This window comes from Legionella sp. PC997, assembly GCF_014109825.1.
GTDB lineage: Bacteria > Pseudomonadota > Gammaproteobacteria > Legionellales > Legionellaceae > Legionella.
In genome coordinates, this window is the sequence record NZ_CP059576.1 from 2417049 (window position 1) to 2440866 (window position 23818).

Sequence of the window (23818 nt, forward strand, 5' to 3'; positions counted from 1 at the left end):
AGTTCCAATGTCTAATTTTGTAACATCGAAAGGCCACACTCAGCTTATCGTTCCCTTAGCCATTACACCCTTTAGTCATCAAGCACTGCCAACCATAACAGGAAGCCTATTTAGTAACGAAGCAGGAGCTGTTTTATACGGTCATTACAATATGGAATATCTTCTTCCAGGAGGAGATAGACTGCGATTAATTGCCAATCATAATAAAAAAACAGTGCAGCTCATGTTATTTACCTATAAGTCAGAGGTGATCCAACTGCTTCCCGGCGATCGACCTTGTTCATTAGTAGCCAATGTTATTAGCAAAGTTCATCGTTACCGCATACGTTCAGAAAGCTACAGCCAGCCCTTAAGTTCGGTACAAGAAAAAAAATTACAGCTTGCTAATGAATGCATTAAAGCGTTAAAAAAATTATTAAAAACGGAGCGACGATTAGCGAGTCAGGATCATGAAGGTCAGGAAGCATTAAGAAAACAAGTGATTAAAATTATTGGCCACTGTTCCAATCAAAATCGTTTGTTAGCAATTTCCCCGCTGATATCCGAAGGCACCTTAGGAAACCTTCTTTACGAAGCCCATAAAACAGCCCAACATTACTCCTTTAATCGTGTCTATGCTGTATCACGCCTCGATCAAATGGATTTTAGTGATGTCGTAAAAAAACAAGAAGCAAAACAACCATGCCTTGTCTGGGATAGCGAGCTCCACATAGGACACGATAGTAAAGATTTAGATGCTGCATTAAAAGCTATTTGTTCCTATTACAAATTATCTCCGGCACCTGCATTGAGTAATATTCCTGCAAATCGAATTGCACAACTTGCAGCTTTTTTGAATAAATTATGGCGAGATGGCCAAGATTGGATCAATTATCTGGCAATAGATAAAAAACCAGAACACAAGACAGAAATACAACAACGATTAGATGGCCTAACCATAACAAAGATCACCCCCTACTATAGCTTACAAGGGTTTATACAAAAAGGTTACCTCGATTTACCAACCCTAATCAGCAAATATACTAAGAGCGAAAGCCAACCAATAATTGCTGATACCAAAAAAAAAGCAAAAAAAAGAATCAGTAAACTGCCCCATGGTAGTTGGATAATTATTGCTAAGGAAGAGCTTATCCTTATTAGACAAGAGAACAAAATAATGCAATTACGCTATTTTGTTCATGATGGACTTTTCTACCCCCTGCCCGAAGGACATGATCTATACACTTTAGGACAAATCAGTAAACGTCATCTCTACTTACCAGAACGTGTTAGCCTGAGACTTAATGCATTTATTTCGCGTATACCTCGGTTTTTCTATAAATTCTATAAAAGCATGCGTCACTTTATTATCCATGATCTGCGTGATGATTTTTTCAACCACATTCATAAAACCCACATCCCAAAATTAGATGGGTATAAAAAGGAAAGCAAAAATAGCAAATCAAGGGATTCTCTAAGCTCAGCATTGGAAAATAAAGGCCTGTTAGCGAATGGCCAAACTTTAGAAGAATTTATTAAAGAGCAGATTAGCAACAGTCCTTATATCATTGCCCGGCCCAATCATCCACCAAGTCCCCACTGTTATGACAATCCCTTTCATCGAATTTTAGAGATAATACGCCATATCGCCAGTTTTTTTATTGATGTGAGCGAGCAAAATCCATTGATCGGTACTTTAGCAATTGCAGCTTATGCTTATGGAGGTGGAGCAGTACTTGCTCCCGAGTTCCTTAAATCAATTTTAACTAAATTGCACTTACACGGTTTAATTGCGGGAATTGAACCGACACAAAAACTTGCTCACTGGATGAGTCATGGCACAATCTCTGAAGCCATTTCTGCATCGATGACTTATTGGCAAAGCGTCGTGGCGGGTGGAAATTTGGATAAATTTTTTGTGGAAGCATTCAAAATACTCAAAGAAGATCCGGCAGAAATTGCGATTATTGCCTCATTAGCACTTAGCCTTGGTTATGGTTTAACTAAAGTAATTCCTTCCTTGGGACGTGAAATGGGAGATTTTCCTTACACCAATTATGCCGCTTTAGGCGGAAAGGGTGGCGCAGCTATTTATGATACGATTATGCATCCTGGCGAGGATTGGTTTCTTGGCACCTGTAAATGGCTATTTAAGAGTGTTGTCACTTTAGGGAAGCTGAGTATCGCTCCTTTTTTTGAAGGTTACTATTATGGATTCTATAATGGTTTTCTTAAAGGCTGGCGAAAAAGTGGAATCCTTATTAAGAAAGTCAGCAAACAGGTTCTTGCAGCCTCTACTGATTTTATTTTAGCGCTTCTCACCATTCCAATTATCGAAGTCAGTGCTCTTTTTATTCATGTACCCTTTCGTGGTATTACAAATCTACTAACTAAAATGCTTGCTATTCTAGGAAATATCAGTGATATAGGAGACTTATTCCTTTCCTTTGCAGCAAGACCACATTCAGATAATTTAATGGCTAATTTTAGATTATCACCACTTTATGGTTTCACTTGGCCATTTGGTCATTTTTCTGATAATCCATTGTTCAATTTCGGCATTAATGTGATTTGTGCTCTATGCATTCCACTATCACAATTAATAAAAAATCTTATTTTATTGCCTATTTTTGATTTTATTTCTTTCTCGGCTCGCATCGCATTTAGTATTTTAGACCCTATAACGCGTATTCTTGCCTATTCTGTAGGTAATATTATCTGTGCTATTGGCGAAGCCTGGGATCATTCTTTTGGATTTTTGTTTAGCACGAGTGCAAAAGGAACCACCTCGATTTGCAACTGGATCGATGATCAAGCCAGTATGTTGAAACAAACTTTGTTATCATTTATAGAAAGTCAACGTGGTCATCTATATTATTGGGCATTTGCAAAAGAAGATTTAAAATTACACACAACCTTAGAGGATGGAAAATATTATTCCAGTGACCCTAGACGTTATGAATTAATTCCACATTCAAACAGCCACTGTTTATTACAAACGCTCTTGAGCAAAAGCAGTGAATCGCAATTTAGCGAAAAGCATTCTCAAACCATTTCTCATCATCCCCCTATATTGGCAGTAAAAAAATCGAAAAGTAATTCAGAAGGCTCTTCTCAAAATGAAACAATCAGCTATAGTATTTAGCATGCTCACTCTAGTACCACTCATTTCTGGTGATTTATTGAACGATTTTGTATATAATTATACTATGGTGCAACAGGATAAAGATCTATGTCGATTGCAAAAGAAAACCTAACAGAATTCCTAACCTCAGATGAGTTCGCACTTTTAAGTGAAAAACTGGATGCCTCCATACAATCTAAAATAACCAGTGGAGAGCTTACTTTTTCATCTAAGGACGCGGATCCTAATCCTTCTACCATTGATCTGAGCCAATTCGGTTTACATAATCCTGAAGATATAAAGATCTTCTTATTATCCCCTGCTGGAGAAACAGTAATTCATGAAATTGGTTCTGAGTTAGCTCATGAGCGAGCTATTGAAGAAGAGCGGCAACTTCAAATACAAGAAGACATCCTGATGGAGGAGCGTAAAAAAGGTTTTCTATTCCATCTGCTACTCTCAGAAGAGGCTGAAGCACAAAAAGCTCAAAATGAGTTAATTGAGATGCAACAGGAGAAAGCTTTAAAACCCAGCGAGCAAACTCCTCAGAAGAAAAAGACCTCTGAGCAGAACAGTGCACTTAAGGATACTTTAGAGGGCTACGATAGCTCAATTAGAAGTTATCAAGAACAGCAAAAAAATCTTAAAACACAAGAAAAAGCCCTTAACGAAGAGTTAAATAGGCTTGAAGAAGAAAGTTTAGCCATTGAGGCAAAGCATACAACTTACAATAACGTTCTGAACGCCTATGATAAATCGGCCCCAACCTTCGAAAAAAATCCAGAAATGCTCGATAGAGAAATTAGCTCACTTGAAAGACAAATAGATAGATTGACGGAGCATGTATTTGAAGAATTAGATAAAGGCAATGAAAAAGAAGCGCGAAAGATATTGGATCAACAAAATGCATTGAACCTCCAACTAGCCAGCCTAAAGGACATAAAATCCAAAGTGGGGAATGAAAAAGTATTTTTTGACGCAGACTTAAATTCAGAAGGCGTTACTTATGACAAAGCATTGTTTGCTCTGCCTAAAGATCAAGCCCCGGGGCTTGTGAAGCACAACGGTGAATTTTATCTTCTTAATAAAGGAGAAAAGTGGGATGACGTCAAAAATGATTCATTCAAGTTAGCCGAAGCGCAAGCACGCTTTGAAAATGCAAAACCCGAGATAATGAGTGTAAAAAATGTAGTTCAACACGTAAAAAAACAAGAAGTCGAACAAAATGCTTCCCGAAAGGATGAAACCCGTTCAAAACTAGTGGTAAACAAAGCAGAACAATTAATGGTTAAAAACCATATTACTTCGATGCAAGCCGCTCGCGCAAATGCGAAACAAGCATTAACATCTTCTCCTGACTTAGCTATGCAGCCACCAGGGTCCACAATCACGGGTGCAAGTTATGGCTTAGGGGCTACATCCACTCCAACTGATACTCAATCTAAAATATCGTCGACCCCAACTGCATCCCCACAACCAGTTTTTAATGCTGCTGCATTTGTTCAAACTATCAGTAATGAACCCAAACCTACATGGGGATTTATGTTTTCAAAAGTTAAAACAATACAAGATCCCAGAGCACAAAAAGAAGTAGATAAGTTTCTTACCGATGAAGCAAAGAAAAATTTACCAGAAGACAAAAAAAATGAATTGGATAAGTTTAATCCTGAAGCTCTAAAACGAAAACTTATGGGTATGTTGGAAAGAGCACCTGTTCCAGAGGTAGCGATGAATAGTTTCTTAAAACATATGGCCAAATTTGAAGAAGCTTATAAGCCCAATGTGACTTCAGAAGAAAGCCCAGTGGCGCAGCGTGATCAGACCCAACCCCTTTCTCCATTTAATACAACACCGAGCACCTAAACAATTTCCGTAGCTTAGACTCCGAGAGTTCATATTTAAATCCTCGGGGTCCAAGATTGCTTTCTTGAATAACTAATGAATTACCCTAATTTCTTCAAATAAGAATCGCAAATATACTTGCCAACACAAACTAACTCTTCTAACATTAAACTTTGTGACTTAACCAAAGTTTACTAAAAAAATACATCACCGTAGGACTCACCATGATCTTAGATAAGTTACTGGGAAAGCAATCTGTAATTATATCACTGGATGTAGACAATTTTTTGTTTGAACGGTTAGAACAAATTAAAGCAGCCGGTTTCGATTTAGTTGAAATTAATTCAACAGATCAAAAATTATTAGCCCAGGCAGTCACCCGCTGCCCCTCCCTTAAAATCGGTGCCGGTGGTGTAATCGATACGCAACAACTTGAAAACTGCTATCAGGCAGGCGTACATTTTGCGACCAGCCCTGGGTATCTACCTGAAATTGCACAAACCGCAAATGTTTACTCATTCAACTATTTGCCAGGGGTTGCAACAATTTCCGAAGCCATGGCAGTGATGAGTCTTGGACTTGGACACGTCCGTCCCTTCCCGGCTGACTTAGCTTTTTGTACACTATTGAATAAGTGTCTTCCTCACTTAAAACTATTTCCAGCGGAAATTGAATGGGAAGAAGCAGAACATTTTCTTAATTTACCCTCTGTAGCAGCGGTAAGTATACATGACCCTGATATAAAACAGCTCAATGCGCTCACAACAAGTATTTTGGCTTAAGGTCATGTTAGGAATTTAAATTTTATTTCGTTATTATACCGAGCCTAATTTTTCCTTAATCTTCCAAGCCTATAATAGTGCTTAATCAAACTGATTATAGGCTTGGCATGATTGATACCGCTCTATTAGACCAAACAATAGCAACTCTCACTACCTATAACGGAAAAACTAAAATTGATCCTGCGTTTGACAATTACAAACGAGGCATAGAAAAAGCATTTATTGGTTTTATTCATCAATGCAAAACAATTCCTCTTGCACAGCAATTAGATTATATTACCAAAGAAATGAAAGAAAAAACCGGTAGGATGTCTGCCGAAATTGAAAAAGACAGCAACCAAAAGCGTAGTTGGACTTTAATTTTTTCCCTAGCAGCTTTAGCACTCGAACGAAAACGAGATTTACCCCAAGATCATCCTGAAATTGCCCCTATCGATAAGCTCCTCTCTGGGCTAAGCAATGGATGGGTCAATGGATTTGGTTCAATAGGATTCGGTATAACACTTAATAATGAAGCTATAGATGATATTTTAAATGGATTAAAAAGCTGGATTCTAAAATATGATACCGATCGAGTGGAACTGTCTAAGCATGATAATATTTTGGCACTTTATTCTTCTATAAGCGCACTTGAGGAAAAATTATTAGGTTCACGCCTAACCCCAAGCAGATTTAAGGAGGAAATGGGGTTCATAAAGGATCATTTGATTAGTAAATTTAACGAACTAAAAAACCGATTAGAGGTCAGAAAAAATACTGTTCCAGTACTTAACCCATCAAAGGAAATTCTTTCAGAAGAAGATAATTTATACACACAATTTAAGCAGGAATTAAACAGTTTAAAAATACAACAAGGTCAAATTCAACAAAATATCGATAGCTTTCCGCAACAACATTTTAATCGAGTAGCTAAATTACACCAATTCTTAGAGAATGTGCCTTTGGAAAGAAACCAGGAACTCATGAGTCAATTTTGGAAGCACTATGATACCCCAGAAAAATTCAATCAACTTTTATTCGATCTGGAGATACCGGAAAATGAAAAGGCTGGATGGAATGAATATTTTAAATACCAATATGGCTCTTATCGAGAACAAGTCACGGCAATATTATGGACAGGAAGTTGGGGGATTCCCCAATTTATGGGGGGCATACCAAGCCATACCATTTCTTTAGAATTGTTGTATAAAAAATGCGATGCGGTTTTACAACCACTTCGCATAATTCACTCTAAGCTTGAAAAGCAAAAATTAATTTTGGAAGCTCCCGCCTCTTCTCAGCTCATTAACAATATAGAAGAAGAGTTAAAAAACTTGGCGATGTTAAAACCAGCTAAAATTGACTTCTTAGCAGATGAATACGTTAATGTTATAAAACATAGATCAACTAATACATTCGCTAAGATAAATACGGATATTGAGGAATTGAGCAAAGAGCTTGAAAAACAAAGGAAAATGGTTCAAAGCTTCAAAAGCATTCATGAAAAAATCCAACTATTGAAGAAGAACATGGATTGTTCGCGCTTAGAAGGAATGTTTAGATTATATCTAAATGCAGCAAGTATTAAGTTGAACCAGACTTCTCAACCTTTACCCGTTGACTTGCCAATAGCTCTAAAAATCGCTACTTTGGAGCACTCTATAATTAGAGCGCAGTCAAATGTACTTGGACTTCAATTAAGTCTTAATCAAATAGCCCTAGCGTTTGATCATCAAAAATCGAATGTAATCGAACTGGTCTCCAAATTTATCCATGATAAAGAAAATACGTGGGGCCATATATTATTATCCATATTTTCCTCTTCTTATAAAACAATGTTTGATGAGTTAAAGGATGCTCTAAATGAAAAAACACCTGATGAGTGTTTAAATAAAATGATAGGAGCATTGGGCATTACAAATGAACCAAAACAAGAAAAAGAACTTTCAACTCACTTTAAAGAACTAAAAAAAGAAGCCTTAAAAGTTTTAAGTGAGGATTACATAGAAGAAATACCAATAGTTAAACCCACATAGAATTTAATTAATTACTTTTATTAATTAATAAATCCAAAATAAAAAATCCAGCCCCAATACAAATCGCGCTATCTGCTATATTAAAAGTAGCAAAATGATGATGTTTGTAATATACATCTATAAAGTCAATGACATAACCATGGTAGGCTCTGTCGAACAAATTACCTATCGCCCCCCCTAAAATAAGACTTATTCCAGCCAAAAGTAACTTTGCCTGACTTGCAGTACGATATAACCAAATAGCTAGAATACCGCTCACAATTAAACTGAAACTGGCAAAAAACCATCGATGCCAATTTCCAGCGCCGCTTAAAAAACTAAATGCTGCGCCGGAGTTATAAGCCAAAGTAAGGTTAAACATTGGGAAAACAGCTAATGGTTTATAGGGTGTTAAAAAAAACTCCACCAAGTATTTACTTACTTGATCACAAATAACTACAAAAAGACTTAATATAAACCATGGCCATTTTTTCATATAAATTGTCTCTTTTCCTCTTGCCCACTGATATTACTGACACAACGTAAACAGAGCTCAGGATGTTGCGCATCTTGTCCCACATCAGGTCGTCTATGCCAGCAACGAGCACATTTTTCATGGGCACTTGCTGAAACCGCAATCGCAAAACCATAGGCTGTGGCAGACAGCCCAGCAGGAGCTGAATCCATGGGTTGTACTGCTGCATCTGATGTAATTAATAAAAAGCGCAATTCCTCGCCCAAACGAGTCAGTTTAGGGAATACTTTGTTATCCGCATATAAATTTACCTCGGCAGCTAAAGCGGAACCGATTTCGCCCCTTTGACGTGTTTCTTCCAAAGCTTTATTAACTTCGTCGCGAATTACATGCAGTTCTTCCCAATCCGTCATGTTCACATCATCAATCTTTGGCCAAGCATCATACCAAAGCTCCGTAAAGACTGATTCTTGTTTATAACCCGGTATATAGCGGCTTATCTCCTCAGCTGTAAAGGATAATATGGGAGCTATCCAAAGAGTAAAGGCCCTAATAATGTGGTACATAGCAGTTTGACAAGACCGTCGGGCTTTGCTTTCTTTTGCGGTGGTATATTGTCTGTCCTTAATTAAATCCAGATAAAAGCTTCCCATATCTACCGCACAGAAATTATGAATCTTCTGATAAATAATATGGAATTGATAGTTTTCATAGGCTTCTATAATTTCATCTTGCAAGAGCTGAGTTCGTTTTAATGCCCATTTATCCAATTCCAGAAGATCTTTGACATGTACACAATCCTTGGTTGGATCAAAATCAAATAAATTCGCAAGCAAAAAGCGGGCCGTATTACGAATTCTGCGATAAGCATCTGCATTTCTCTTTATAATTTCATCTGAAATGCTCACTTCATGTCGATAATCTGTAGACGCCACCCATAAACGTAAAATATCAGCACCGTGTTGATTGACTAATTTATCTAAAGCAACATAGTTTCCTTTGGATTTAGAAAGCTTTTTACCTTCAGCATCCACGGTATATCCATGAGTCAATACGGTTTTATAAGGAGCCACACCATACATTGCTACGGAAGTGGTTAACGAAGAGTTAAACCAGCCGCGATGTTGATCCGAACCTTCAAAATAAATATCTGCAGGGAAAGCCAAAGCCTCATTTTGCTTTAGAACAGAAAAATGGGTTACTCCGGAGTCAAACCACACGTCCATAGTGTCATTAATTTTTTCATAAAACTCAGCATCCTTTCCAAGTAATTCTTTTATATCCATTTCGAACCAGGCATCGATCCCGGATTTTTCAATAAGCAAGGCTACTTTTTCGATAAGCTCTAATGTATCAGGATGCAATTCACGCGTCGAGCTATGTACAAATAAAGGCATAGGTGTACCCCATGCTCTTTGCCTTGATATACACCAATCAGGTCTATTTTCAACCATATTGCTAATTCGAGCCTTACCCCAATCAGGAACCCAAGTTACTTTATCGATTTCTTTGAGAATATGTTCTCTTAATTGGCTTTTATCCATAGAGATAAACCATTGAGGCGTGGCCAAGAAAATCATCGGTGATTTATGCCGCCAGCAATGGGGGTAACTATGTCTAATATTTTCTTTAGCTAAAAGCACACCATGTTCCGCTAAAGCATTCAAAATAGTATCATTAGCCTTTAAAACAGACAGACCCGCAAACAGTTCTACATCATCAGCAAAACAACCATTTCCTTTAACTGGATTAATTAACGGCAAATTATAGGCTTTACCAACTAAGTAATCATCTGGTCCATGAGCAGGTGCTGTATGAACACTTCCTGTGCCGGATTCAGTAGTTACGTGCTCACCTAATACCACAGGGACAAAACGATTATATAGAGGATGTTTCAATTTCAAATGTTCAAATACCTTTCCTTTTACCGCGCCACGAACGGTATATTGCGTCATTCCATAACGAGCCATCGCTGATTCAACCAAATCAGTAGCAAGTATCCAATATGCATCACCCGTATCTACTAAAGAATAGTCGATTGCGGGATGCAAACATACCGCTTCATTAGCAGGTAAACTCCATGGGGTTGTTGTCCAAATAGGAAGGCCCAGTGGTTTTATTTCTGCCTTTCCTGGAAACAAATGAATAAACTCTTCAGGATTTACTGCAAAAAAAGTGACATCAATCGATGGAGAAGTTTTCTCATCATAGTCGACTTCCGCTTCCGCTAAAGCAGAACCACAATCAATACACCAATGTACCGGTTTAAAACCTTGTTGCAAATGACCGTTTTTAATCATAAGACCTAATGCACGAACAATATTGGCTTCATAGCGAAAATCCATAGTGACATAAGGATTATACCAATCACCAAAAACCCCAAGTCTTTGAAATTCATCGCGTTGAATATCAATTTGGCTCGCTGCATATTCACGGCATTTGGCACGAAACTCTCTAGCAGATACCTTATCCCCAACTCGGCCTATCTTTTTCTCTACATTAAGCTCAATAGGTAACCCGTGACAGTCCCATCCAGGAACAAAGGGTGCATCATACCCGCTAAGCGATTTGGATTTAACGATAATATCTTTAAGTATTTTATTTAAGGCATGACCGCAGTGTAAGTGACCATTCGCATAAGGAGGACCATCATGCAGAATGAAGCGCTTACTTCCGGAACGGGCTTTACGAATTTTTTCATATATTTTTTTTGCCTGCCAATCAGCCAAAACCTCAGGCTCTCGAGTAGCTAGACTTGCCTTCATCGGAAATGAAGTATTGGGAAGATTCAATGTATCTTTATATTCTGCCATAAGAAATTCGCTCTGCAAAATCGTTAAACTTTTGGTGACTATTCACCCCGTATCAGAATAGCTCTCATTTGATGCATGTTATATAAAAAACATTTTAAAAAAACCGCACATCATCATTGGGCCAAAATATTTTTTATTTAACCTGCACTAAATCTAAACCTAGCTTTGATATAGGGGTAGTTCATTACAATTCTTGAGGAATTCTTTCGCCACCGCAATATCATCATATATCTGCGCAATTAAAGCATCCACCGAAGTGAATTTAACCTCATCACGCAATTTGTGCAAGAAAAACACTTGCAATAATTCACCATAGATAGACTGATCAAAATCGAATAAATGCACTTCCAAAATATTCTTACTGCCATCTACTGTAGGACGACGTCCCACATTAGCAACACCATATACTATTTGGTTAGCAATTCGAACCTGAACTGCAAATACCCCCTGTAAAGGTAACGAGTATCGGTTCAGAGCCAGATTGGCAGTAGGGATTCCCCACTGACGCCCTCGTCCATCTCCATGTAACACACGCCCACAAATACTATAAGGTCTACCCAGGTATTTGGTAGCTGTATTCAACTCACCATGCTGTAATGCTGTTCTAATTCGAGTGGAGCTGATTCGGTTTTCATTAATACAAAAATTTGAATAAATATTCACATCGCAGGCATACTGAGAACTGAGCTCTTTCAATAAGCGCACATCACCTTCTCTATTTTTACCAAAACGAAAATCTTCACCTATGAGCAAATATTTTACATGGAGTGTAGAAAACAAATAGGTGCGTGCAAAATCAGTCGCAGATGTTTCCGCTAATACACTATTAAATTTTAAACAGTATACATAGTCAATCTGACATGAGCCTAAAACCTCTAATTTTTCTCTTAAACTGGAGAGTCGTGCAGGCGCTTTTTCCTGTTGGAAATATTCTCTAGGCTGTGGTTCAAATAGAATAAGAACTAAAGGTAACTTTAAGTCATTTGCTTTATTTCTTAAAGTCCTAATAAGATTTTGATGACCTAAATGCACGCCATCAAAGTTACCAATAGTAGCTACCACACCTTTATCAAAAGCAGAAAAATGTTGAATCCCGCGCAACAATTTCATAATAATTCAATCGTGTAACTCGAATGCAAGTAGTATACTTGTTTTCTGTCCAGTTGAGAAATTAAAAGATTGAAAAGAAACTATTAGAATTCCCTGCAAATTTGGGGCAAACAAAGCGTAACCTAGGTTCCTAATGGAAATTATTCTCTGGATTCGCTTTGCTGCTCTGGTACTATTCTTATGATTTTTCTGGATGAATAGAGCGGACAATCAATACATCACATTGAGCTCCATGCAAAATTGAGTTTGCTGTTGAACCTAATAATAATGAAAGCCCATGTTTTCCATGACTTCCGGTAACAATCAAATCGATATGTCGCTCATGCGCAACTCTTAAAATTTCATTTTTGGTGGAACCAAATTCAATAAATCGGTGTTTTGCATCAACCCCCAACTTTTCACCCAATTCATTGAGTTCTTTTTCGGCTTGCTCACGAATGGATAATTCAACCTCAGCAAATCCGGCAAAACCAGGATATGCATATGCAGGAATGGGTTCTACGACATGAACTAATATCAAATCAGCGCCATTTTCATCAGCAATTTTTTTTGCTTTATGCGCTGCTATAATACCAACTTCATCAAAGTCAGTAGCAAATAATACCCTCTTATACATCATTTTCTCCTTAAAATTCCGATGCCTACTTATAGACTAGCAGATTTAAAATTAATTGCATTACAATTAGGAAGGGTTTCATATCTTAAAGAACAGATTATTAATGTATGTAATTTTTTGTTCTTTTCGGAAGGACGTGTTTTCGTTACCAACGTACTTCCGAATGACTCTAATGAAGTTTTTTCAAATGACAGGTTTAGGTCTTAATTTATTTTGGCATTTATCGTAATCTAATATGCTCTTCAGCTTTAGCAATGGCTTTTCGAATTGCATTCGCTTCTTCTGATTGTTCTGGCGCCAGTTTTAATAAACGTTGCCAATAATTAATTGCATCCTCATAAGCATGACTCACAAAAGCATCCATCGCAAGCATAGCTAGTGCATCTGGCTGATTTGGATTATTTTTTAATAATCGACTAAATATTTCGGTAATTTGTTCGGTAAATTGTTGGTTATTCAGAACCCACAAGCTATGTGCATAATTGACGGCATATTGTTCATCATCTGGATAAAATTGATATGCTTTCGAAAAAGCCTCTACAGCGTTTTGCCGTTTATCTTGGCTATTATACAAACGTCCCAATAGATACCATCCTTTAGCACTCTTAGGAGTATCATCCAATTTTGCGCGTAATTTATCGATTAACTCTTGCGGGCTTTTAACTGATTCCAGCATTTTTTTAGCTTGTTCCTGAGCGTTCCGATGTTGAATGTATTTTTGCCATCCACCAAATCCACCCCAATAATAATATCCAATAAATGCCACCAAAAATATAACCGGAACCAACAACAAACCCGTTATAAAATGACGTCTGAATGGATAAATTATAATCATACAGGCCAGTCCTGCTAGACCTGCTAATAATCCCAATAACCACCATTCATTCATAAGAAACTCACTAATTTTAAACAGTACCTGGGTTCGCGAGAGCCCAATCCCATGACTCACTAACCTAGTTCAAGTGAAGTATGCTTCTTCTCTCGGGTTCTAAAACAAGTTCGCCAAAAAATAACAAACCCTAATAATAAAAATAAAAGAGGTCCAAACCACAGTAAAAAAGTTACCGACTTAACAGGTGGTTTGAATAGGATAAAATCACCATAACGAGCAGTTAGGTAATCACTAATTTCACTATCACTTTTACCTTGTTTAACCATTTGATACACTTGAGCACGCAGGTCTTTGGCTAATTCAGCATTGGAGTCAGCCAAGTCTTGATTTTGACAAACCAGGCACCGCAAATCTTTGAGTAGATGGTTAAACTGAGCTTCCTTTTGAGCTGAATCCAAAGGATAAGTGCTGTTTGCCCAAATAGATGAGCATAAAAAAAGTAACAATCCAAACAAAATTTTGTCTATTCTCATGATGTCTGCTCCAATTGTTTTATCAAAGGTAAAACCTCTTTTAACCAGACTTCTTGAGTCAAAACTCCTGCATGTCGATAGCGAATGACTCCTTTCTTATCCACCACAAAAGTCTCCGGTGCCCCATAAACTCCCAAATCAATCGCAACCTTTCCATCTTGGTCCTGGATAATGAGCTTATAGGGATTTCCCCATTGCTCTAACCATCGGAGTGCATCATTTGCTTTGTCTTTATAATTTAACCCATAAATGGGTATTCCTTCACGCGCCAGTTGCAACATAAACACCTGCTCATCAATACAAGCCGCGCACCAACTGGCCCAAACATTTAACAAAAGTACCTGATCGCGTAATTGATTTGAATTAAAAAAGGAATTCGGATCCTGCAATTGGGGTAAACTAAACTCAGGCAATGCCTTTCCCAGCTGAACTGAAGGTAGCTCGTGTGGGTTTAGAGATAAACCGCGCCAAAGGAAAACACATAGCAGCAAAAAAAGAGCAATTGGAATAACCTTCCATCCTATTTTTTTCATGCTTTTAACTCCTGTACAGCACCCACAACCGACTGTCTTTTTTGATAATATCGTCTGTCAGTCAATGCAAAAAAGCCACCCGCTAAAATCATGAATCCACCTGCCCAAATCCAGCGGATTAAAGGTTTATAATAGAGTCTTACCGACCATGAATCACTCGTTAATGGTTCACCGAGGGCAATGTAAATATCTCTAAAAGGTGTTACATCAATTGCCGATTCAGTCATAGGCATTTGCCCTATTGTGTACAGCCTTTTCTCAGGATAAATCATCTTCGTCCTACCTTGATAATTTATTTTAAATTGCGCTTTGGTTCCTTTATAGTTAGGGCCTGATAATGACTCTTGCTGCACAAACTCGATAGAATAACCTTGCAGGCTAACCTTTTTCCCTGGCTCCATTTGCACATCATCTTGCACGCCATACGCTGTGGACACTGCTATACCAATTACCGTAGTAGCCACACCTAAATGCGCTAGAATCATTCCCCAATAAGCTTGCCCTACCTGAAATAAGCCACGCTCGTAAATCCGTTTGTAAGCCGCTTGAATCGTGCTTAAAATCACCCAGGAAGCCAGACTTAAACCCATAAAGGCAGCAATGTCAAATTCTCTGGAAGTAGTAAGCAATAAAACGAAAGGAAATAAAACACTGAGAAATGCAGTTTTCCAAAGTTTCTTTAACACATCTCGCCAACGATCACTATTCCATCTTAAATGAATACCAATTCCCATCAATAACAAAAGAGGAATCATCAATGGAACAAAAACCGCATTAAAATAAGGAGCGCCTACAGATAATTTACCCAGTCCTAATCCTTCAACAAGCAGCGGATATACTGTTCCCATTAAAACAGTAAGCATAATTACCACTAAAAAAACGTTATTTAATAACAAAGCACTTTCTCTCGAAAAAGGACTTGGGTTACTGCCTGACTGCAAATTTTGTGCTCTAAAGAGAAACAATAATAAAGATCCGCCAATAACAAATATTAAAAAACCTAAAATGTATAATCCACGCTGTGGATCTACAGCAAAGGCATGAACTGAGGTGAGAACACCGGAACGTACCAGAAAAGTACCAATTAAACTTAAAGAAAATGCTGCAATTGCCAACAACATAGTCCACGCTTTAAATTGTTGACGTTGCTCCGTAACTGCCAAAGAATGCAATAAAGCAGTTCCTACTAGCCAAGGCATAAACGAAGCATTCTCTACTGGGTCCCAAAACCACCACCCTCCCCAGCCTAATTCACGATAGGCCCACCAACTTCCTAAAGTAATCCCTGCAGTTAAACAACACCAGGCAGCTAGAGTCCAGGGCCTAGTCCATTTGGACCAACTGGTTTCTACCTTTCCAGCCCAAAGTGCTGCAATAGCAAAAGCAAAAGCAACTGAAAAACCAACATAGCCCATATACAACATGGGTGGATGAAATAAAAATCCGGGGTCTTGTAACAGAGGGTTTAAATCACGGCCCTGAGTATCTAAAACTTGAAATTGACGTAAAAAAGGATTGGAGGTGGTTAGTAAAAACAAAATAAAACCTATACTAAGCCATCCAAGAACTACTAAAACGCGAGTCCGCATCGCCTTGTCGAGTCCTGTACTGCAAAAGGCTACAAGTAACATCCAAAAACTAAGAATGCCGACCCATAACAGCATAGAACCCTCATGCCCACCCCAAACAGCGCAAAGTTTGTAAAACCAAGGTAAGGAAATACTGGAATTACTAAGTACATAAATTACTGAAAAATCATTCTTTAAAAAACAAAGAGTAAGGAACAAATAAGACAAGGCAATAAAGAAAAACTGGGAAACCACATAAATGCCTGCAGCGTCCATCCAGTTACTGCGTTTTAATTGCAACCCTGCAAGCGGAACCAATGCAAGCATTATGGAAGAAAGTAAAGCCAAAATTAAAGAAAAAACCCCTAATTCTGCAATCATGAGTGTACCTTTTTAGATAAAGCGGCTTTCACTTCCGGCGGCATATAATTTGCATCATGTTTCGCCAATACTTGTGAGGCACGAAAATGTTGATTATCAAGCAGCTGCCCTTCAGCAACTACCCCCTGCCCCTCTCGAAACAAATCAGGAAGAATTCCCATATAAGTTACGGTAATTGTTTGATCAAAATCAGTTATTTTAAACGTTACATTCAAACTATTTTTCGAACGGACGATGGAACCTTTCTCTACCATACCCCCTACTCGAATTGTATGTTGTTTTGGTGCTTCCCCTGCTACAACTTGGGTTGGAGCATAAAACAGGCTGATATTTTGCCTTAAAGCATATAGAACCAACGCCGCAGCAATGGATAAAATAGACAAGCTAAATGCGAGAATCTTTATCTTGCGTCTGCGTACTGGAGTCATTTTTATCGCTTAAACCATTGTTGTAATTTTTGACGTGTTTGTTTTCCTTTCCATTTCATACCTAATAAATTCATTACTAAAACAACACAAACCAAACCATAAGCAGGCCAGACATAGATGGAATACCCCCCCATTGCCAACCATTCTAAAAATTGATTCATTTAACTTCCCCTTCAAACTGAACCTTGACCCAAGCTTGTCTTTTTTCCCTAATTAACAATTCTTGACGTGCTTTCTCTAAAATAATCCACAGACAATATAAAAAAAATCCAGCTATGGTTATCAATAAAGGATATAACATGCTCCCATCAATTTTAGGTTTGGCAAAAACTGATAAAGTAGATCCTTGGTGTAAGGTATTCCACCAATAAACGGAATAATGAATAATTGGTAAGTCAATAATTCCAACTAAGGTTAAGATGGCAATAATTTTGTCACCATCTTCTTTGTTTTTAATAGCATAATGAGTTGCTAAAATCGCAGCATAAAGCAATAAAAGGATCAATTCAGACGTTAAACGAGCATCCCAAACCCACCAAGCGCCCCACATGGGTTTCCCCCAAATACTTCCGGTGACCAGCGCCAGAAAAGCCATACTAAGACCAATTTGGGCCACAATATTAATTAAAAGACCGGCGATTTTAATACGCCACACCAAAAGCAATACCGCTAAAAATCCCATCCAGGCGTAAAGCATCATGGACAAAAATGCACTGGGAACATGGACATAGATAATTCGAAATGCATCGCCTTGTTGATAATCAGGCGGTGTAAATACCAATCCCCAAATAATACCAACAAGTAACGTTACTAAAGCACCCACTGCTAAGATTGGAGTGAGACGTCCAGTAAAACTATAAAATAACTTAGGCGAAGCCAGTTGGTATAATAATTTCCACATAGGAATAATTGAAATCAAAAAAACCGGATTTTATCACGTATCCACCTATTCGCAAACACTTACGGTCTGTTTCCCTTTCGCTAGCTTGAGCCCAAATGGCTCGATTTGCGACTACTGAAGCGCAGCATACATAAAGTATGTGAGCATCGGAACGCAGAAAATCGGGACAGTTTGGGCAAGCTAGTAGAAAGGGAAACAGACCTATTCAATGTGACTGATACGCATAACACCGGCTATTGCATAGGGTAAAAAACCCGTAGCCATCACAGACATTGCTAATAATAAGGCCAAATAGGCACTTATGGGCAGTCCTTGCATGGCAATATTTAAAGTTCCACTTCCAAAAATAAGTAAGGGCAAGGTTAATGGTAATAAAATCAAAGCCATTAAAAGACCTTTTTGATTGACTCCAACACCAAAGGCAGCTGCCAAGGCACAAAGAAAAAGCAAAGCGGGGGTTCCACAAATAATAGTCAGCGCAAGAACTTCTGTTTCCCATGCGGTCAATGAAAACAATAAAGCAATTAAAGGGCATAAAACAAGTAAAGGGAGTAAATTGAATAACCAGTGCGCAATTACTTTTGCACTAATCAATAAAGGTAATGAAAGACCGGATACAATCCATTGTTCAATTACGCCATGCTCGTAATCTTGCTGAAATAAACGCTCTGCTGAGAGCAGTAACGAGAAAAGTATTGCCATCCAAACCATACCAGGAGCTATAGTCCTAAGCAAGGTAACTTCTGGCTTCACGGTGAGAGGAAACATAAACAGAAAAATTAATAAAAATAAGCATGAATTGACTAAAAAACGAATTTGTCGTACTTGAATAAGCAGCTCACGCTTGCATTGGTTAGTAAATAAAGCAAAAGCTGAAATCATAAAGAATACTCCTCATAATCAGAGGAGCTGAGTGGTAATTGTTGGTGCGAAGTCAATATAACGGAACCACCCTGCTTCCGATGCGCGGCTATTTTATCCATAATTCTAACTATTGACTTATCATCCAGTGCCACTAAAGGCTCATCTAGTAGCCACAATTTGACCTTTGAAAACCACAAGCGTAGCAATCCTGCTTGTCTACGCTGTCCTGCAGATAATAAGCCACAGGGGGTATTAAGATGATGTTCCAGTTTAAAAATTGCAGCCAACTCTTCTAAAGAGATAAATTTATCTTTCTTCATACCAGGCAAAAAGGTGGAAGGATAATGAAGATCAAAAAAACAATTTTCTTTTAACGTCAAGTTAGGATTAATCCCTGTTTTGTGACCTACAAAACATACTTGGCGTTGATAAGCCGCTCGATCGTGATCAATATTTTGACCAAAAAATTGAATTTCACCGTAATGCGGATGATATAAACCGGCTATTAATTTCAGTAAGGTCGTCTTACCAGCACCATTTCTCCCTCGTAGATGAATTAACCCACCTGATGGCAAATGAAAAGCTACCTTCTTTAAAAGAGGCTGCTCCTGGTAATCAAAATCAAGGTTAATCACATCGAGCATAGATAAATAATACACTTCATTGGTTGGTTTTAAGTAGCCTAGGTGCTGCACAGCGGAACCGGAAAATTTAGGTCTCCTAAATTCCCGAGTTCCGCAATGCTGCACTGGGGGCTAAACTTTATAAAGAAATACTACTCGAACTAAAAAACAAAACAAGTTTTATTTCATTTGCAAAGATTGTTCAAACTCCAGATCGCTTTTTCGTTCAGCGACCATCTCTCTGAAAGCAATTACCGAAGAGGTGTCACGTCCTAAAATCCAAGTTGTAAACCCTTGGCTTGTAGCAAGAACCTCATATTCTTTCGTTTTAGTTAACCTCTCTATGGTTTGCTCCAAATTATCTAAGGTTGTTTTTTCAAGTTGTTTTTTAAAATTCAACAAAATTCGGCTTTTTAAATGATCACCTTTAAACTGTGTATAAATACCACCTAATTTCTCCCCTTTTGCCTCGAAGAAGTGATATCTATTTTCTGATCGATTATTTACTTGAGCCTCATAATGTGTACTTAACAAATTAAAATTAGGTCTAGTTAACTGCGATACGTTGTCAATTAAATCCGCGCAAATTGTATTTTGTTTTTCAGCTTGCTCCATAGCCGCTTTCGGAACATTTAAATCAATCAATGGAAAAATGTTAGGACCAAACATTCTGCCTAAATTCTCAGATCCCATCTGAGTAGCTTCCTTTTTTTTGCTCACTTTGTTTAATAGGGTCAACAAGCAATAAGCAATTTTCTGATTGCTCTCTGATTTTCCTTTTAATATATATTTGATAACTTCTAGATAATTATCTTTTTGGTTTTTAGCTTCGTTTAAGGTATTAAATTGGACCGAACTAAACAAGGCCTCATCATGACCTTGTAACGCACCTAAACTTGATTTGAGTAGTTGGGCACATTCAGAAATAGACATTCCGGTGAAATCTGCTTTTCCTTCTTCTATTTCAGCAATTTTGGCCTTACGTTGTGGCTCTGTTAACGCGGCTACACGAAAAAGCCCTATAGGGAGAGCTTTTTCATTTTTTAACTCAGTATCTATTAGTTTGATTAGCTTTAAACTAGCATCCTGCAAGTGTTCAATTTTCTTTTGTCTTAATTTTGCATTGGATGGCATAATGTTATCTTCTCCTATTTTTAATGTAGTAGTGAACTAACTCTTGCGAACTCTCTTATTGAGAGCCATAATTTCGTTTTTATTTTTAAGGTTAATGATGGAATTTTTAGCACAATACGGTATGTTTCTTTTAAAATCAGTGACTGTAGTGATTGCCTTTCTCATAATATTTGCAGGTTTCTTTTCCCTAAGCCGCAAACCCAAACCTAAACTTGAAATAACATCCTTAAATAAGCAACATGAGCATATCATAAACATAATGAACAAAGAAGTGCTTGGCAAAAAAACACCCAAACCGAAAAAAAATAAAGAAGAACAACCCACTCTTTTTGTTCTTGATTTCCATGGAGACATGCGAGCCTCTCAGGTAGAACAACTTAGAGAGGAAATAACGGCAATTCTCTCCATTGCAAAAGCTGGGGACGAAGTTTTAGTTCGACTGGATAGCCCTGGTGGTGTAGTCAATAGCTACGGTTTGGCTGCCTCACAGCTCCAACGTATTCGCGATCGAAATATTCCTTTGACGGTAAGTATTGATAAAATGGCTGCCAGTGGTGGGTATTTAATGTCCTGTGTAGCCAATAAAATTATTGCAGCACCTTTTGCGATTATAGGCTCTATAGGTGTAGTAGCCCAAATTCCTAATTTCCATCGATGGCTTAAAAAACATGATATTGATGTAGAATTGTTAACCGCTGGAGAATATAAACGGACCTTAACACTCTTCGGTGAAAATACTGAAAAAGGAAAGAAAAAAGCTCAGGATGATCTCGAAAAAATTCATGCGGCATTCAGAAATTACGTGGCTGCAAATCGAGAGCAACTTGATATCGATCAGGTTTCCACAGGAGAACATTGGCTAGCCAAAGATGCATTTGATCTGAAACTCGTCGATAAACTCTGCACTAGTGATGACTATATCATCGAAAAAATAGCGAACTATAAGGCATTTAAATTAACCGTGCCTCCCAAAGCGTCTCTAGCCAATAAATTACTTAAACCAGCAGCACGACTGATGCACCCTTGGGGATAAAAGAACCGCAGGGACATTTCTATATTAATGTTCTTGCTAATAAGTCATACCCAGGGTTTAGATCTCCCGTGATTTTTGATGTCATTCCCGCGAAGGCGGGAATCTATTTTTAAATAATTCCTCACTGCATTTATGAGAATGCATTCCTTCCTGAGCGGGAATAAGAAAAAAGGGAAGATTCCTCAGGAATAAGAACAACACACCCCAAGATTCGGCAGCAGAATTAGGAACTAAAAAGCTTTAAGATTCAAAATACTGGAGGAACTGCTGAATTTGAGATAATGGTATATAATTAACTTAGATTACATAAGGGAGTGCGCTATGAGTGACTTTAAATCAAAACTACCTGACCTCAAAGAATTAGCTTCAATGACAAGCAAGTTATTTACAGATATTAAAAAAAGTGTTGGTGAAATCGTTCAAACTTATAAAGAAAATAGAGCACAAGAAGCAGAGGATGCAGCAAAAGCAGAGCAAGCAAATGTAGAACCGGTTAAAGAAACTAAATCTAAAAAACCTGTTGAAGAACATGTACCTACAGAACCTACTCAAGTTGATCCTGTTCCACCGGTTAAATCTGCCCCACCAGTTGAGCCTATTCCACCGGTTGAACCTGTACCACCAGTTGAGCCTGAACCACCCATTGTAACTCCAGAAGAGTCCAAAACTGATGACACAAACCGTAAGTAGTCTTACGGATCATAATCTTTCCTGGGTGAAGCGCAGCGAAACCCGGGAGATACCTATTTAATATCCAACTAATAATCACACCCAAATTTCTAAGGTCACCATCGTTTCAAACTCGTTCGGGCCGCGTCAGTCCATATTTGCGCATTTTTTCTACCAAAGTAGTTCGCCTCATATTCAAATAACTCGCAGCATGTGCAACTACCCAATCTGACTCATTTAAGGCTTGGCTAATAAGAGCTAATTCAGTTTTCACTAGATGTTCTTTTAAGTCGATCCCCTCAGTACCCGAAATTTGCTCTTGACTCATTACGTCAAATAAGGCTTCTCGTTCAGAACTTGATGTATCAGATCCTGTTTGCGAAGGTTTATAGCCACCTCGTATCTTTTGTGGTAAATCCTCTTCACTCAAAATTCCTTTTGGATATAAAATAGTTAAACGCTCTACTAGATTAGCTAACTCCCTAATATTACCAGGCCAACTATACTGGCTTAAGGAAGCCATAGCATCGGGCATTAAGCGTACGCTAGGTCTGTTTTCGCTCTCAATACGAGAGATCAACTCATTAAATAATAATGGAATGTCCTCAGCTCGCTCTCTTAAAGGAGGCATTTCTATAGGAAAGACGTTAAGCCTATAAAATAAATCCTCTCTAAATTTTCCTTCTTTAATTGCTTCTTCCAAATTTCTATGCGTGGCAGCAATAATCCTTACATTTACATCAATACTTTTATTGGAACCTACTCGTTCAAAACAACGCTCCTGTAATACTCGCAATAGTTTTACTTGCATAGGTAATGGCATATCACCTATTTCATCAAGGAATAAAGTACCACCATTTGCTAATTCAAATCGTCCTTGACGGGATGTAATCGCACCAGTAAACGCACCTTTCTCATGTCCGAATAATTCACTTTCAAGCAATTCTCCGGGAATGGCACCGCAGTTAATAGGAATAAATGGCCTAGTGGCTCGTGAGGATAGAGTATGGATATTACGTGCTACAACCTCTTTACCAGTTCCAGATTCTCCAAGAATTAGAACACTTGCTTCAGTATCAGATACTTGCTCTATTAATCTGCGAACATTACGAATACTGACACTATTACCTACGAGGCTGCGCAGTAAGGGATTTTTATGATTATTGAGTACAATCGATTTGACTGCTTCTTTTGCAATCTGGCATTGATGCAAAGACTCCATTATTTGAGCATAAGTAAATGGGAAGGGTTGGCAAGCAACAACATTACGTAAAAGGCACTGAGTATTATTCAATTTTTGACCCACAAGAATCACTGGAACCTTGGGAAATCTATTCACCAAAGAATCCAGCTCATTTATAGTCTCCTGGGTTGCTTCGCTAGCACCCAACAGAATAACATTAGGCTCAAAATCAGCAATTTGCCACTCACGGTACTTACTGACTTCAGTAGATTCACCGATAAAATCAAGTATTGTTCGCAGCGTGTTGCCGCGACGTTCATTATTATCAATGATAAAAACTATGTCATTAATACTCATAAACTTATCCTTAAGTTTTATAACCCCACCTATCATTCCTTCTC

The 23818-nt window shown here is 38.1% G+C and carries 21 protein-coding genes; 6 read left to right on the top strand and 15 right to left on the bottom strand.

All coding sequences use genetic code 11. The annotated features are described in order from the left end of the window. Positions 1 to 7: 7 nt before the first annotated feature. The 4 genes from HBNCFIEN_RS10360 to HBNCFIEN_RS10375 all read left to right on the top strand — a co-directional run bounded on the left by HBNCFIEN_RS10360 (position 8) and on the right by HBNCFIEN_RS10375 (position 7742). Positions 8 to 3124: a hypothetical protein gene (locus tag HBNCFIEN_RS10360; protein ID WP_182391017.1), complete on the top strand. Its 3117-nt coding sequence runs from the start codon at positions 8 to 10 to the stop codon at positions 3122 to 3124. An 87-nt stretch (positions 3125 to 3211) separates the two neighbouring features. Next, positions 3212 to 4966, top strand: a complete 1755-nt coding sequence (locus HBNCFIEN_RS10365; RefSeq protein ID WP_182391018.1) for a hypothetical protein — start codon at positions 3212 to 3214, stop codon at positions 4964 to 4966. A 203-nt stretch (positions 4967 to 5169) separates the two neighbouring features. Continuing rightward, positions 5170 to 5727 (top strand): bifunctional 4-hydroxy-2-oxoglutarate aldolase/2-dehydro-3-deoxy-phosphogluconate aldolase, encoded by a 558-nt coding sequence (locus HBNCFIEN_RS10370; protein WP_182391019.1) that lies wholly within the window; start codon positions 5170 to 5172, stop codon positions 5725 to 5727. 107 nt (positions 5728 to 5834) lie between these two features. Next, positions 5835 to 7742 (top strand): hypothetical protein, encoded by a 1908-nt coding sequence (locus HBNCFIEN_RS10375; protein ID WP_182391020.1) that lies wholly within the window; start codon positions 5835 to 5837, stop codon positions 7740 to 7742. A 7-nt stretch (positions 7743 to 7749) separates the two neighbouring features. Here the strand turns inward: HBNCFIEN_RS10375 and lspA are convergent, their stop codons facing one another. The 14 genes from lspA to HBNCFIEN_RS10445 form a co-directional block, all read right to left on the bottom strand. Continuing rightward, complete coding sequence (lspA, locus tag HBNCFIEN_RS10380; RefSeq protein WP_182391021.1) at positions 7750 to 8217, bottom strand: signal peptidase II; 468 nt, start codon at positions 8215 to 8217, stop codon at positions 7750 to 7752. Next, positions 8214 to 11009: an isoleucine--tRNA ligase gene (ileS, locus tag HBNCFIEN_RS10385; RefSeq protein WP_182391022.1), complete on the bottom strand. Its 2796-nt coding sequence runs from the start codon at positions 11007 to 11009 to the stop codon at positions 8214 to 8216. Before ileS ends, lspA begins: the two co-directional genes overlap by 4 nt. A 159-nt stretch (positions 11010 to 11168) precedes the next feature. Further along, a complete protein-coding gene (gene ribF / locus HBNCFIEN_RS10390) occupies positions 11169 to 12119 on the bottom strand; it encodes a bifunctional riboflavin kinase/FAD synthetase (protein ID WP_182391023.1) in 951 nt (316 codons plus the stop codon). A gap of 178 nt (positions 12120 to 12297) precedes the next feature. Next, a complete protein-coding gene (locus tag HBNCFIEN_RS10395) occupies positions 12298 to 12735 on the bottom strand; it encodes a universal stress protein (protein ID WP_182393676.1) in 438 nt (145 codons plus the stop codon). Between the two features lie 220 nt (positions 12736 to 12955). Then, on the bottom strand, positions 12956 to 13624 hold the full coding sequence (locus HBNCFIEN_RS10400; protein WP_182391024.1) for a tetratricopeptide repeat protein: 669 nt from the start codon (positions 13622 to 13624) through the stop codon (positions 12956 to 12958). 59 nt (positions 13625 to 13683) lie between these two features. After that, positions 13684 to 14100, bottom strand: a complete 417-nt coding sequence (locus HBNCFIEN_RS10405; protein WP_182391025.1) for a cytochrome c-type biogenesis protein — start codon at positions 14098 to 14100, stop codon at positions 13684 to 13686. Beyond that, positions 14097 to 14633, bottom strand: a complete 537-nt coding sequence (locus tag HBNCFIEN_RS10410; protein WP_182391026.1) for a DsbE family thiol:disulfide interchange protein — start codon at positions 14631 to 14633, stop codon at positions 14097 to 14099. The genes HBNCFIEN_RS10405 and HBNCFIEN_RS10410 overlap by 4 nt, the downstream gene beginning before the upstream one ends. Continuing rightward, positions 14630 to 16582, bottom strand: a complete 1953-nt coding sequence (locus HBNCFIEN_RS10415) for a heme lyase CcmF/NrfE family subunit (protein ID WP_182391027.1) — start codon at positions 16580 to 16582, stop codon at positions 14630 to 14632. Before HBNCFIEN_RS10415 ends, HBNCFIEN_RS10410 begins: the two co-directional genes overlap by 4 nt. Further along, positions 16579 to 17010: a cytochrome c maturation protein CcmE gene (gene ccmE, locus HBNCFIEN_RS10420; RefSeq protein WP_182391028.1), complete on the bottom strand. Its 432-nt coding sequence runs from the start codon at positions 17008 to 17010 to the stop codon at positions 16579 to 16581. Before ccmE ends, HBNCFIEN_RS10415 begins: the two co-directional genes overlap by 4 nt. Positions 17011 to 17012: 2 nt before the next feature. After that, the gene (ccmD, locus tag HBNCFIEN_RS10425; protein WP_058468303.1) at positions 17013 to 17171 is read right to left on the bottom strand and encodes a heme exporter protein CcmD; all 159 of its coding nucleotides are present in this window, start codon (positions 17169 to 17171) and stop codon (positions 17013 to 17015) included. After that, positions 17168 to 17911 (bottom strand): heme ABC transporter permease CcmC, encoded by a 744-nt coding sequence (gene ccmC / locus HBNCFIEN_RS10430; protein ID WP_182391029.1) that lies wholly within the window; start codon positions 17909 to 17911, stop codon positions 17168 to 17170. The genes ccmD and ccmC overlap by 4 nt, the downstream gene beginning before the upstream one ends. Positions 17912 to 18112: 201 nt before the next feature. Continuing rightward, the gene (ccmB, locus tag HBNCFIEN_RS10435; RefSeq protein WP_182391030.1) at positions 18113 to 18793 is read right to left on the bottom strand and encodes a heme exporter protein CcmB; all 681 of its coding nucleotides are present in this window, start codon (positions 18791 to 18793) and stop codon (positions 18113 to 18115) included. Next, positions 18790 to 19419: a heme ABC exporter ATP-binding protein CcmA gene (ccmA, locus tag HBNCFIEN_RS10440; protein ID WP_182393677.1), complete on the bottom strand. Its 630-nt coding sequence runs from the start codon at positions 19417 to 19419 to the stop codon at positions 18790 to 18792. Before ccmA ends, ccmB begins: the two co-directional genes overlap by 4 nt. Before the next feature lie 159 nt (positions 19420 to 19578). After that, positions 19579 to 20532, bottom strand: coding sequence for a RhoGAP domain-containing protein (locus HBNCFIEN_RS10445; protein WP_182391031.1), 954 nt, complete (start codon positions 20530 to 20532; stop codon positions 19579 to 19581). 97 nt (positions 20533 to 20629) lie between these two features. Between HBNCFIEN_RS10445 and sohB the strand changes: the two genes are divergently transcribed. Next, complete coding sequence (sohB, locus tag HBNCFIEN_RS10450) at positions 20630 to 21565, top strand: protease SohB (RefSeq protein WP_182393678.1); 936 nt, start codon at positions 20630 to 20632, stop codon at positions 21563 to 21565. A gap of 321 nt (positions 21566 to 21886) precedes the next feature. Next, complete coding sequence (locus HBNCFIEN_RS10455) at positions 21887 to 22255, top strand: hypothetical protein (protein WP_182391032.1); 369 nt, start codon at positions 21887 to 21889, stop codon at positions 22253 to 22255. 106 nt (positions 22256 to 22361) lie between these two features. Here HBNCFIEN_RS10455 and HBNCFIEN_RS10460 read toward each other — a convergent pair whose 3' ends face one another. After that, positions 22362 to 23774 (bottom strand): sigma-54 dependent transcriptional regulator, encoded by a 1413-nt coding sequence (locus tag HBNCFIEN_RS10460; protein ID WP_182391033.1) that lies wholly within the window; start codon positions 23772 to 23774, stop codon positions 22362 to 22364. Positions 23775 to 23818: the final 44 nt, after the last annotated feature.

What these genes read in the sequence shown, in the direction of transcription:
- HBNCFIEN_RS10360 (WP_182391017.1), top strand. Translation starts at nt 8, where the DNA reads ATGTCTAATTTTGTAACATCGAAAGGCCACACTCAGCTTATCGTTCCC.
- HBNCFIEN_RS10365 (WP_182391018.1), top strand. Translation starts at nt 3,212, where the DNA reads ATGTCGATTGCAAAAGAAAACCTAACAGAATTCCTAACCTCAGATGAG.
- HBNCFIEN_RS10370 (WP_182391019.1), top strand. Translation starts at nt 5,170, where the DNA reads ATGATCTTAGATAAGTTACTGGGAAAGCAATCTGTAATTATATCACTG.
- HBNCFIEN_RS10375 (WP_182391020.1), top strand. Translation starts at nt 5,835, where the DNA reads ATGATTGATACCGCTCTATTAGACCAAACAATAGCAACTCTCACTACC.
- lspA (WP_182391021.1), bottom strand. Translation starts at nt 8,217, where the DNA reads ATGAAAAAATGGCCATGGTTTATATTAAGTCTTTTTGTAGTTATTTGT.
- ileS (WP_182391022.1), bottom strand. Translation starts at nt 11,009, where the DNA reads ATGGCAGAATATAAAGATACATTGAATCTTCCCAATACTTCATTTCCG.
- ribF (WP_182391023.1), bottom strand. Translation starts at nt 12,119, where the DNA reads ATGAAATTGTTGCGCGGGATTCAACATTTTTCTGCTTTTGATAAAGGT.
- HBNCFIEN_RS10395 (WP_182393676.1), bottom strand. Translation starts at nt 12,735, where the DNA reads ATGTATAAGAGGGTATTATTTGCTACTGACTTTGATGAAGTTGGTATT.
- HBNCFIEN_RS10400 (WP_182391024.1), bottom strand. Translation starts at nt 13,624, where the DNA reads ATGAATGAATGGTGGTTATTGGGATTATTAGCAGGTCTAGCAGGACTG.
- HBNCFIEN_RS10405 (WP_182391025.1), bottom strand. Translation starts at nt 14,100, where the DNA reads ATGAGAATAGACAAAATTTTGTTTGGATTGTTACTTTTTTTATGCTCA.
- HBNCFIEN_RS10410 (WP_182391026.1), bottom strand. Translation starts at nt 14,633, where the DNA reads ATGAAAAAAATAGGATGGAAGGTTATTCCAATTGCTCTTTTTTTGCTG.
- HBNCFIEN_RS10415 (WP_182391027.1), bottom strand. Translation starts at nt 16,582, where the DNA reads ATGATTGCAGAATTAGGGGTTTTTTCTTTAATTTTGGCTTTACTTTCT.
- ccmE (WP_182391028.1), bottom strand. Translation starts at nt 17,010, where the DNA reads ATGACTCCAGTACGCAGACGCAAGATAAAGATTCTCGCATTTAGCTTG.
- ccmD (WP_058468303.1), bottom strand. Translation starts at nt 17,171, where the DNA reads ATGAATCAATTTTTAGAATGGTTGGCAATGGGGGGGTATTCCATCTAT.
- ccmC (WP_182391029.1), bottom strand. Translation starts at nt 17,911, where the DNA reads ATGTGGAAATTATTATACCAACTGGCTTCGCCTAAGTTATTTTATAGT.
- ccmB (WP_182391030.1), bottom strand. Translation starts at nt 18,793, where the DNA reads ATGATTTCAGCTTTTGCTTTATTTACTAACCAATGCAAGCGTGAGCTG.
- ccmA (WP_182393677.1), bottom strand. Translation starts at nt 19,419, where the DNA reads ATGCTCGATGTGATTAACCTTGATTTTGATTACCAGGAGCAGCCTCTT.
- HBNCFIEN_RS10445 (WP_182391031.1), bottom strand. Translation starts at nt 20,532, where the DNA reads ATGCCATCCAATGCAAAATTAAGACAAAAGAAAATTGAACACTTGCAG.
- sohB (WP_182393678.1), top strand. Translation starts at nt 20,630, where the DNA reads ATGGAATTTTTAGCACAATACGGTATGTTTCTTTTAAAATCAGTGACT.
- HBNCFIEN_RS10455 (WP_182391032.1), top strand. Translation starts at nt 21,887, where the DNA reads ATGAGTGACTTTAAATCAAAACTACCTGACCTCAAAGAATTAGCTTCA.
- HBNCFIEN_RS10460 (WP_182391033.1), bottom strand. Translation starts at nt 23,774, where the DNA reads ATGAGTATTAATGACATAGTTTTTATCATTGATAATAATGAACGTCGC.